13 protein-coding genes are annotated in these 10,689 nt (G+C 53.2%); 10 read left to right on the top strand and 3 right to left on the bottom strand.

Annotated features, from left to right (window positions below; translation table 11 throughout):
• Positions 1-150, bottom strand: a 150-nt coding sequence (locus tag RBI05_RS18065) for a transposase (protein ID WP_310552061.1), incomplete at its 3' end; no start/stop codon positions are given.
• A 420-nt stretch (positions 151-570) separates the two neighbouring features.
• Here RBI05_RS18065 and RBI05_RS18060 point away from each other — a divergent pair.
• From RBI05_RS18060 to RBI05_RS18030, 7 genes are all read left to right on the top strand, one after another.
• On the top strand, positions 571-870 hold the full coding sequence (locus RBI05_RS18060) for a hypothetical protein (RefSeq protein WP_310552059.1): 300 nt from the start codon (positions 571-573) through the stop codon (positions 868-870).
• A 317-nt stretch (positions 871-1,187) separates the two neighbouring features.
• Complete coding sequence (locus tag RBI05_RS18055; protein ID WP_310552058.1) at positions 1,188-1,496, top strand: hypothetical protein; 309 nt, start codon at positions 1,188-1,190, stop codon at positions 1,494-1,496.
• 183 nt (positions 1,497-1,679) lie between these two features.
• Positions 1,680-2,198, top strand: coding sequence for a hypothetical protein (locus tag RBI05_RS18050; RefSeq protein WP_310552057.1), 519 nt, complete (start codon positions 1,680-1,682; stop codon positions 2,196-2,198).
• A 10-nt stretch (positions 2,199-2,208) separates the two neighbouring features.
• A complete protein-coding gene (locus tag RBI05_RS18045) occupies positions 2,209-2,562 on the top strand; it encodes a hypothetical protein (protein ID WP_310552056.1) in 354 nt (117 codons plus the stop codon).
• Between the two features lie 220 nt (positions 2,563-2,782).
• Positions 2,783-3,331 carry a hypothetical protein gene (locus tag RBI05_RS18040; protein ID WP_310552055.1) on the top strand — a complete coding sequence of 183 codons (549 nt, stop codon included), beginning with the start codon at positions 2,783-2,785 and terminating at the stop codon, positions 3,329-3,331.
• A complete protein-coding gene (locus RBI05_RS18035) occupies positions 3,271-3,423 on the top strand; it encodes an EndoU domain-containing protein (RefSeq protein ID WP_310552060.1) in 153 nt (50 codons plus the stop codon). The genes RBI05_RS18040 and RBI05_RS18035 overlap by 61 nt, the downstream gene beginning before the upstream one ends.
• A 24-nt stretch (positions 3,424-3,447) precedes the next feature.
• Positions 3,448-3,861, top strand: coding sequence for a hypothetical protein (locus RBI05_RS18030; RefSeq protein ID WP_310552054.1), 414 nt, complete (start codon positions 3,448-3,450; stop codon positions 3,859-3,861).
• A 163-nt stretch (positions 3,862-4,024) separates the two neighbouring features.
• On the opposite strand, the gene RBI05_RS18025 is transcribed toward RBI05_RS18030, so the two are convergent.
• Both RBI05_RS18025 and RBI05_RS18020 read right to left on the bottom strand, forming a co-directional pair.
• Positions 4,025-4,570, bottom strand: a complete 546-nt coding sequence (locus RBI05_RS18025; RefSeq protein WP_310552053.1) for a DUF402 domain-containing protein — start codon at positions 4,568-4,570, stop codon at positions 4,025-4,027.
• Positions 4,571-4,580: 10 nt separating this feature from the next.
• Positions 4,581-5,735 (bottom strand): ROK family transcriptional regulator, encoded by a 1,155-nt coding sequence (locus tag RBI05_RS18020; RefSeq protein WP_191089579.1) that lies wholly within the window; start codon positions 5,733-5,735, stop codon positions 4,581-4,583.
• 255 nt (positions 5,736-5,990) lie between these two features.
• Here RBI05_RS18020 and xylA point away from each other — a divergent pair, with 255 nt between their 5' ends.
• The 3 genes from xylA (at position 5,991) to RBI05_RS18005 (ending at position 10,522) form a co-directional block, all read left to right on the top strand.
• On the top strand, positions 5,991-7,307 hold the full coding sequence (gene xylA / locus RBI05_RS18015) for a xylose isomerase (protein WP_310552052.1): 1,317 nt from the start codon (positions 5,991-5,993) through the stop codon (positions 7,305-7,307).
• 139 nt (positions 7,308-7,446) lie between these two features.
• Positions 7,447-8,943 carry a xylulokinase gene (gene xylB, locus RBI05_RS18010; RefSeq protein ID WP_310552051.1) on the top strand — a complete coding sequence of 499 codons (1,497 nt, stop codon included), beginning with the start codon at positions 7,447-7,449 and terminating at the stop codon, positions 8,941-8,943.
• 46 nt (positions 8,944-8,989) lie between these two features.
• Positions 8,990-10,522: a response regulator transcription factor gene (locus RBI05_RS18005; RefSeq protein ID WP_310552050.1), complete on the top strand. Its 1,533-nt coding sequence runs from the start codon at positions 8,990-8,992 to the stop codon at positions 10,520-10,522.
• The last annotated feature ends 167 nt before the right edge of the window (positions 10,523-10,689 follow it).

Raw genomic sequence — 10,689 nt, 5'->3', positions numbered from 1 at the left:
GTTCCTGGCTTGCTTGATCCAGCGGTCTAAAGCAGAAGCCGTGAGGTCATATTCCTCCACAATGGCTGCTCTGGATTTCCCGTTCTCGTAGAGTTGGACCATTTGTTTTTTGAATTCGGTTGTAAACGTGCGTCGTTCTTGCTTAGGCATTGTAGAGATCCGCTCCTTTGCTTCATAGGTTTATTCTACAAGCCCTTATTTTTTCTGTCCAATTAAGTGTAGACGATCCAATCAAGATAAATAATACTGGCGGAGATAGAAATATTACTCAAGTTCAAGTATCGCCCGGAGGTGGGAGACACGGAGGAAGCCCGTATGTAAAAATTAGTACGAATGACCAAGGTATCGTAAAGGTAGTTGATGGTGCTGAAAGTGCCTATAAGACAGATGGAAAAGCAACAGCAACAGCAACAATAATCTTCACAGGAGGTAATTAACTATGGTGTTGTTGAATGCCCCTATTGTCCCGTGGGAGGGAATGGGTGGAGTGAAACTTTACAGCCATATTAGAGAATTTTATGACATATTAATAATCTCAATGATGCTGATGCTCTATTAGGAAAATCACTAGTGAGATATGAAATTAAAGATGAAGTTTGTTTGTGGTTTAATTTATTCAATGGGAAGTTGTTCAAAATCACCGCATTAAAGAACTATACTGGAAAGTTATTTGATGTGATTCATATTGGTATGTCTATTGACGAGGTTTTGGAAATAGAGCCTAGTTTTGAATACGATGATTTTGAAGAAGTATATTGTAGTCCTAAAGGGATTTATATTGAGACTGACCCTGTTGAAAATACTGTATTATGGATTTCGGTGTACATCAAAGAGATTGATAATGAGGACTTTGATAAAGGGAACTGGTAATAGAATTTGACCTTGATTGGCTTCGTGCCGTTCAAGGTTCTTTTTTTGTGGGGGCTAGCCAGTGCCGAATGCCCCATCGTATATTCAACTACAATCTTAACCTTTATGATACTCGTATAAAGATTTCGTCATTTGTACGCACGTAGAGGCTTGAAGGCAGTAAGTGATGGGAAAATTGTGGGATATCAAGGCAAGGGAACTGGCAGACCAATTTACGAGGTCAGCTTCAATGGACAGACGCAAAGGGTTGCAATAACTACAGGCAACAATGGATTTATTGTAGGTGCAAATTCAGTGTCGATAAAATAGGAGGGAATATGAAAAAAATAAAACTATACTTAGAGTATCAGTGCTATCCAATGTGGATTTACGATGAAGTTGGTGAGTTGGTTGACAATAATATTGCTATTGAACTTGAGAATGATTCCTTCATTGCTAAAGCGTTAGATGAAATTCAAGAAACGTATGATAGCTTGTTTGAGGATAATGAAGTGAATTTTGAATTTAAGGGATTTGCTCAGGAACAAGATAGAGAGGATTTTCTACGTTTAGTTAACGAAATCGTCATTTCCATTGAGAGAAAATTAAGCAATAAATATAAGGTCGGAAACAAGATTAATCTTTAAAGCTTTATTTCCTTGATTGGCTTTATGCCTTTCAAGGTTTCTTTTTTGGTGGGGCTACCCAGTGCCTAATGAATTCATCATTCAACCCATAACTCAATATAACCCATGTAATACCCGTTGCGGACTGAATAGTGAGGCAAGCGATCAGGCAGAACAAAGGAAACCGCGACGAATGCCTATCAGATGACACAGCAAGCCTATACGGCCTTGAAGCAGATGAGCCCGGAAGAACGGGCGAGAGTCCTTGGGGAAAAGGCCGGAGAACTAGCTGTGGACGCGCTACTCACAAAGGGAGCAGGCGCCCTTGGAAAAGAGGCGCTAAATGCCACGCTGGAGACGGCCGGGACATTAGCCCAAAAGGCCGGAGAGCTTTTGCCTAAACCGGGCGCTGTACTGACTACGCCTGAAGGCATCCGAATCCCGGTAAGCGAAACGGAGGCTGATTGGGTTCAGAAGATAGAGGGGGGAGTTGAGCAAGAAATCTTAGATAGCTTGCCGAAGGATTGGAAGTATACTGAGAACAATGGTTTCGTTCACATTAGAGATGCTAATGGGAACGTCCGAATGAAAATTGACCCACCTGATAAGGTTACAAAGTATGACCATGTTCATTTGTTTGATGAGAGTGGTAATCCAATTGATGTAAACCTGAATGTTGTTGACAGAAAAAGCCCTGATGCTCATATCCCATATAAAAAGTGAGGTGATTAGTGTGAAAGCTGAAAAAATTCTATCCGAAATTGAGGCAATGCACTACTGGGATGCTAGAGTATTAAAGTTTGATTCAAGTTTTTTTGGTGATGAAATAACCCTTGTGTTTGAGGACAAAGAGTTTAACGTCAAGTTGTCCTTTATTGGGTGTTCTAGTTTTTCCTTTGTTACAAGTGCTGATGATAGGATAAAACCTTTAAGAGAGTTGACTAGACCACAAATTCCTTATTTTCTTCAAGATATCGAAGTAACAGATGTTCAAAGTGAGGGTCATAGTTTGCTAAGTTGCAAAATCTTAATGCCCCCTCTTAACGCAGAAATACTTTGCACTTCAATTTCGATTGAAAAGATATAGTAGGTCAGCCTTGATAGGCTTCGTGCCTTTCAAAGTTTTTTCGTTGGGGGCTACCTAGTGCCGAATGACTCAATCATTCAACCAATTACACATATAACCCATGAAATACCCGTATAAGGATTTCGTCATTTTAATTGTACGCACGGCAACGCTTTACACTTCTACCCCAAATAATGCTATTATGCTCTATTGAACAGGTCGATTATGGTCAGATACCACCATGATTGACCTGATTTTTGTTATCTTTTATTTGCGGACTGAAAAGTGGGACAAGCGATCAGGCAGAACAAAGGAAACCGCAACGAATGCCTATCAGATGACACAGCAAGCCTATACTGCCGTTAAGCAGATGAGCCCGGAAGATCGGGCGAGAGTGCTTGGGGAAAAGGCCGGAGAGTTAGCTGTGGACGCTGTACTCACAAAGGGAGCAGGAGCGCTTGGAAAAGAGGCGCTAAATGCCACGCTGGAGACGGCCGGGACATTAGCCCAAAAGGCCCGAGAGCTTTTGCCTAAACCGGGCGCTGTACTCACTACGCCCGAAGGCATCCGAATCCCGGTGAGCGAGGCGGAGGCTGATTGGGTTCGGAAGATAGAGGCGGGAGTTGAGGGCGCGGGTAATTCTCGTTCTTCAGTAATTAGTCCAGAGATGCAGATGGAACAAGAAAAGTTAAATTTACTACTCAATTCCCTGATGGCAACTTATCCAACATTAAAACGAGCACTCTATTTCCAGATACTTGGAGTGATTCGCAAATTGTTAGTGGTATAAAAGACATTGGTGACACAGCATCGGTTGGAGTTCGTGCTTCGGATGGAGCGACTCTTCATAGAGGAACTGTTAATGGCAGCACCTTTACTTGAAATCTGACCCAAAGGAGGTCTTTAATGTTTACAGAATTTGATGACTATCTATCAGGCTATTTCACAGATGATTATTGGTATGATGAAGGTTTTTCAATTGCCCAGGAGATGTTATTGCAATTCACTCCACCGGATTGGGAAAAATTATCAAACTGCATGTTAAATAAGCCAATAGAGTGGCAAAGAAAATTAGCATACGGTTTGCATAATGAATCTAGCATGAATGAATTGAATGTGCTTTTAAGATTGCTTGGCACTGATGATGAAGAGTTATTCGAATTATGTATTGATGCATTAAGAAGTTTTACCAGTACTGAAGGTAAAAAATTGATATTAAAAAACCCTTCAATTCAACAAAGGATTTATCAGCTCATCCCTAATTTGGGGGATGCGACAAAAAAAGTTTATGAAGATTTTTTAGAAAAGATACAAAGCTGAAGACATTCTTGGTGGTGGGGCTACCCAGTGCCGGGTGAACCCATCTAGTACCCGTATAAGAACATCTTTATTTCAGTGGTGAGACATCCATGCTTCAAGTTGAACAGGCCACCAAGGCAGGCTCCGTACCCGCCAAGATAGGCCTGTTCTTTGTTATCCAGCGTTATTCAAAAAAGGTCTGCTGAAGCTGGTTCAGCCATTCATTCGGGAAGTGTCCGGAATGGAGGTCGGACAGAATGAGATGCAGCGACTTCAGGCTGCCATCTACTTGTTCGGGGCCAAGCACGCCCAGGCGGATAGCGGTTCGGTATTCATCCAGATCCAGTACCTGATAGCTGCCGTCCGGATTTAGGGCGACGTCGATGAACAGGTCATGCACGCAGAAGACATTCGGCCGAATCTCCTGGATGTCAACAATGTCGATTAACCACCAGGGGTACCGGGTCTTGTAGTGCAGCGAGTATTGGAGGCCAAGGTCCAGGCGGTACACGATAAGAAAAGGCCGGTCGGCCGGCGATGCCGGCAGCTCCAGCAGGGTGACATCGTCATAGCGGATATAGCGGGTGGAAGCGGCATTGTCCCGGCAGCGGCGCTCTTTGAGCGCCAGAGCCTGCGCAATGACATCCGGCGGGTTCTTCCGGATATCGGGGGCGTATTCCAGTCCGCCGTGTTCCCTGCCGACATGGTTCCAGAAGATCAGAGTCTCCACGGTGCTTCCCCTACACCCGTACCCGGACTTCGCCGAGATAGGCCAGCAGGGCGGCGATGCCCGCTCCGATCATCGTTCCGCGCGATCCGAGCTTCGAGAAGGCGATGGTCAGTTCGCGTTTGTGATAGGGCAGGGTGCGTTCGGAGACGACCCGGCGCAGCGGTTCGCCGAGCCATTCCCGGGCTTCGGAGAGCGGGCCGCCGATGACGATCAGCTCGGGGTTGAAGCTGTTGATGAGGTTGGTGATGCCGATGCCGAGATATTCACCGATTCGGGCAAAATGTCCGGCCGCGACTGCATCGCCGGCCGCCGCCAGCCGGGTCAGCCCGCCGGTCGTACGGGCGGGCAGGTCGGCGTCGTCGTAAGTCTTCTCCGACGCGTACAGCTCCCAGCAGCCGCGGTTGCCGCAGCTGCAAGACCGGCCCTGGGCCTCGATGGTCATATGACCGGTCTCGCCGGCATAGCCGCGGGCTCCCTTGTACAGTTCGCCGCCGATAATGATGCCCGAACCGATCCCCGAGCCGGCGCTGATATAGAGCAGATGGCGGACGCCGCGCGCCTCGCCGTAATTCAGCTCGCCCTGCGCGCCGGCGTTCGCTTCATTGTCGATTGTGACCGGAACGCCGAAGGCCCGCTCCAGTCCGCTCTTGAGATCCACGCTCTCCCAGCCCAGGTTGGGCGCAAGCAGAATCAGTCCGTCCTCGTCCACCATGCCCGGGACGCCGATGCCGATTCCGACCAATCCATGGGGCGTCGCCGGAGCGAGGCCGGTCAGTTCCCGGCCCAGCGCGATCAGCGTCTCCAGCACCTCTTCCGGCCGGTGGGAGGGGAGGGCCGCCTCGCGCTCCTGCAGAATATGGCCGCCGAAGTCGCACAGCACGCCGGCCACTTCCTTAACCCGCAGTTCCATGCCGATCACACAGCCTGCGCCTTCGTTGAAATGCAGCATCAGCGGCTTGCGCCCGCCGCTGGATTCGCCGGGTCCGGCTTCGATGACCAGCTTATCCTCGCACAGCTCGGCGACCAGGTTGGAGACCGTGGCCTTATTCAGTCCCGTGAGCTGGGAGACCCGGGTCCGGGAGAGGGGAGATGCGCCGCGAATCGTGCGGAGGACAAGCGATTTATTGATTTTTTTGACGAGTGCCTGATCGCCGGTGACGTTCACAGAGAGATGCCCCATTTCGTATCGTATCGTTGGTTACAGGCCGCGTCGGCCAGTTGCTGCCCCTAAGTCTAGGACGGTCTCCGGCAAAATGCAACAGATTTCACACCCAAGTCCCGTCCGGTTCCGGGGGAATAAAATTTTTTGACTAAACTTAGTTTAACCAATATACAAAGTCAAATCCATATGCTATGATGATTTTGCAAACGCTTGCTGATGCAGGCGCTCCATTATGAAGACCAGGGAGGATTTTACCAAATGGCATACTTTGAAACGGTCGGCAAGATCAAGTATGAAGGCAGCCGTTCCACCAACCCTTACGCATTCAAATTTTACAACCCCGAAGAAGTGGTAGCCGGCAAGACGATGGAAGAGCATATGCGCTTCTCGATGGCTTATTGGCACACCCTGACAGCCGGCGGATCGGACCCGTTCGGCGCAGAAACCGCCATTCGCGGATGGGATAAATACAGCGGTATGGATAAAGCGAAAGCCCGCGTTGAAGCGGCTTTTGAATTCATGGACAAGATGGCGCTGCCGTTCTACTGCTTCCATGATGTAGACATCGCTCCGGAAGGCAGCTCGCTGCGCGAATTCTACGCCAATATTGACACCATTGTGGATCTGCTGGAAGCCGGAATGAAGACTTCGGGCAAGAAGCTGCTCTGGAATACGGCCAACATGTTCACGAATCCGCGCTACATGCACGGCGCAGGTTCGACGTGCAACGCCGATGTATACGCCCATGCCGCAGCCCAGATCAAGAAGGGTCTGGAAGTCGGCAAGCGTCTGGGCGCAGAGAATTACGTGTTCTGGGGCGGCCGCGAAGGCTACGAAACCCTGCTGAACACCGACATGGGACTGGAGCTGGACAACATTGCCCGCCTGTTCCATATGGCCAACGACTACGCGAAGGAAATCGGCTTTGAAGGCCAGTTCCTGATCGAGCCGAAGCCGAAAGAGCCTACCAAGCACCAGTACGACTTCGATGCCGCTACCTGCATCTCGTTCCTGCAGAAGTACGAGCTGGACAAGGTCTTCAAGCTCAACCTGGAAGCGAACCATGCGACACTGGCCGGCCACACATTCGAACATGAACTGCGCGTTGCCCGTCTGAACGGCATGCTGGGCTCGCTCGACGCGAACCAGGGCGATCCGCAGCTCGGCTGGGATACGGATGAATTCCCGCTGAACATCTATGACGCCACGCTGACTCTGTATGAAGTGCTGATGAACGGCGGTCTCGGCAAGGGCGGCATCAACTTCGATGCGAAGGTCCGCCGCCAATCGTTCGAGCCGGAGGATCTCTTCCTGGCCCACATCGCCGGTATGGACACGTACGCCAAGGGGCTGAAAGTAGCTGCCAAGCTGATTGAAGACCGCGTATTCGAGGACTTCATCGCCAAACGCTACAGCTCCTTCAAGGAAGGCATTGGAGCGGACGTCGTCGCAGGCAAGGCCACGCTGGCTTCCCTGGCCGAATATGCCCTGAACAACGAGAACCCGCGCAAGAACGAATCCGGGCGTCAGGAAATGCTGAAGGCTGTCCTGAACCAATACATTCTGGCGGAATAGAAGGCTCGCGTGAAGCCGGGCGGCGAGGCGGATGAACCGTCTCCCTCCCGGCTTTTTGACATTCGGCGCGCCGCGGAGAACGGCCGGGGAGCGGACCATTATCAGAGGAAGATTCAAGCCAAATACAGGAGGTACGTTCATGAGTTATGTAATCGGGATCGACCTGGGAACCAGTGCCGTGAAATCGGTGCTTGTAGACCGCGAAGGCCATGTGGCAGGCGAACATTCGGAGAGCTACCCGCTGATGCGCCCCAAGCCGGGCTACAGCGAGCAGGACCCGGAAGATTGGGTGAAGGGAACGCTTGTCTCGCTGAACCGGCTGGTCGAGAAGACCGGCGTCCGGCCCGCCGAGATCGACGGAATCAGCTTCTCGGGGCAGATGCACGGACTCGTGCTAGTGGATGCGGAAGGCAAGCCGCTTCGCCCGGCGATTCTGTGGAATGATACGCGCACCACGGCGCAGTGCCGGCGAATTGAGAGCACGCTCGGCGCCAAGCTGATTGACATTGCCCGGAACAAGGCGCTGGAAGGCTTCACGCTGCCGAAGCTGCTCTGGGTACAGGAGAATGAGCCTGAACTGCTGGATCAGGCGAAGCTGTTCCTGCTCCCGAAGGATTATGTGCGCTACCGCCTGACCGGCGAATACGGCGCGGAATATTCGGATGCGGCAGGAACGCTGCTGCTGGACGCCGCCTCCAAAAGCTGGAGCGCGGAGATTGCCGATGCCTTCAGCCTGCCGCTGTCGCTCTGCCCGCCGCTTACCGAATCCTTCGGCCAGACGGGCGGCCTGCTGCCCGAGATCGCCGAAGCGGCCGGACTTGAGCCGGGCACCAAGGTGTTCGCGGGCGGTGCGGACAACGCCTGCGGCGCGCTGGGAGCGGGGATTCTCGGCGAGGGCAAGACGATGTGCAGCATCGGGACCTCGGGAGTCGTTCTGTCCTACGAGAGCGACAAGACGCTGAACCTTGGGGGCCGCGCCCATTTCTTCAACCATGCCGAGAAAGACGGCTATTACATCATGGGCGTGACCCTGGCGGCAGGCTACAGCCTGACCTGGTTCAAGGAGACGTTTGCCGCAGCGGAGAGCTTCGACGGGCTGCTTGCGGGAATTGACCGGATTCCGGCGGGAAGCGGCGGTCTGCTGTTCACGCCTTATATTGTCGGCGAACGCACGCCTCATGCGGACTCCGACATCCGGGGCAGCTTCATCGGCATGGATTCGGGCCACACGCTGAAGCATTTTGCCCGGTCGGTGCTGGAGGGAATTACCTTCTCCCTGCGGGAGTCGGTGGATATCGTGCGGAGTTCCGGCAAGGCGGTTACCGAGATCGTCTCGATCGGGGGCGGAGCGAAGAATGCGGACTGGCTCCAGATGCAAGCCGATATATTCAATGCTACAATAATAAGGCTGGAGAGCGAGCAGGGACCTGCCTTGGGAGCGGCCATGCTGGCAGCTTACGGCGCCGGATGGTTCGACTCTCTCGGCGACTGCGCGGCCGCCTTCATCCGGACAGCCGGCCGCTACGAGCCGAACCCGGAGCAGGCGGAGCGCTATGAGAAGATCTATGCGCTGTACCGCGAAGTATACGGACAGACACAGGAACTCAACCGCCGGCTCGCTGAATTCCGCAACTAACAGAGCCCGGCATCACCCGCCGGACCAGCGACGAAGGGGTAATCCTATGATAAAAGTGCTGATCGTGGATGATGAGCCCAAGCTGAGGGAGGGGCTGCGCCTGCTCATTCCCTGGGAGGAACTGGGCTATACGGTGGTGGCTACTGCAGGCAGCGGCATCGAGGGGCTTAAACAATATCAGCTTTTTGCTCCAGAGTTGATCATCGCCGATATCCGCATGCCCGGAATGGACGGCCTGCGGATGCTGAGCGAGCTGAGGCAGGGAGGAGAAGAGTGCCATGTGCTGATTCTGAGCGGCCATGCTGACTTCGAATATGCGAAGCAGGCCATCACGCACAGGGCCGACGGCTACCTGCTGAAGCCGGTGGATGAAGACGAACTGATCGATTATCTGAACAAGCTTCGGGAGACGATTCAGAACGAAGCGCTCCTGAGAGAGCAGAGCGGACCTGACCGGGACACGCTGCTGTATCAGCTCCTTCAGCCGGGAGGAAGCCGCGAAGCCGCCGATGAGGCGGCTGTGCTGCTCGGCGTAGCCGGCCGCGAGACCGAGGTGGTCCTGATCGAGCTGAAGCGGCCCTTGAAGAAGGAGGAAGAACGCCAAGAACGGGAGGAGCGGGCCAGACAGGCGCTGCAGCGGCGCTGGTCCGACCCCGAACGCGGCTTGTTCTTCGTCTATCCGCCTTATCTCGGTCTGCTTCTGACGGAACCGCTCCAGGATCAGGAGGCCCGGGCTGCGCTGTGGGGAGAGCTGGAGCGAATCATGCTCAAGGAGAATCTGGAGTTCTTCGCGGCTGCGGGCGGAGCGGTATCCGGCGCCGGGCTGTCCGTTCGTTCCTGCGCCGCAGCTCGCGAGTTGCTGGGTGTCCGGTTCTTCGGCGCGAAGGGCGAGCTCTTAAGCGGAGATTCTTCCTCCTGGCCGCTGCCTCCCGTTCAACCGGGAGAGGCTTCTCTCCGGGATGAGGAGCACCGGCTGCTGCTGGCCGTTGAGAGCGGCAGCGCCGGAACCATTGAAGACACGGTAACGTCCCTGCTTGGCCGGCTGGCCGCAGACAAGCAGGAGGAACGGTCCGTCAAGGACCAGCTGATGCGGATTGTCAGCGGCATTTCGGCGCGGCTGGAGAGCGCCTATCCGGAGTCCCGCCCGATGATCGAGGAGAACCAACCGGCGCTGAGCCAAGCGTATACCGCCGATTACCTGAGCGAGTTCCGCGAACGGCTGATTGCCTACCTGGAGCGGGTTGCGGAAGGGCTGACCGCCGGAAGGGGAGACGAGCTCAAGCGGATTCTGGATCTGATTCAGCGCCGCTATAGCGAGAATCTCAAGCTTGGCACGCTGGCCGATATGTTCAATTACAACAGCGCCTATCTCGGCAAGATGTTCAAGAACTACACCGGTGAGCATTTCAATACGTATCTGGACAAGGTGCGGATCGAGAACGCCAAGCAGTTCCTGGCGCAGGGCATGAAAGTGTATGAAGTGGCGGAGCGGGTAGGCTACGTCAACCCGGATTATTTTAATGCCAAATTCAGGAAATATGTCGGCATGTCGCCGACAGCCTACCGCAAGGAATGCTAGGCGGCACACCAGTGCAAAGGCAGGCGGACCGCTTGCCCTTGCGCTCTGACGTCCAAGCGGCGCACCGGCCGAAGGCCGCGGTAACCAAGCAAGCAGAGCGTCTCCGCCCCGCGGACGGAGACGCTCTGCTTGTGTTTTTTTATCGGGTATTATGATAGTATAGGACC

It is taken from the genome of Paenibacillus glufosinatiresistens, from assembly GCF_031470375.1.
Classification (GTDB): Bacteria; Bacillota; Bacilli; order Paenibacillales; family Paenibacillaceae; genus Paenibacillus_AQ; species Paenibacillus_AQ glufosinatiresistens.
Note: the sequence above shows the minus strand (reverse complement) of the source record. Positions and strands in the feature narration are given on the sequence as shown.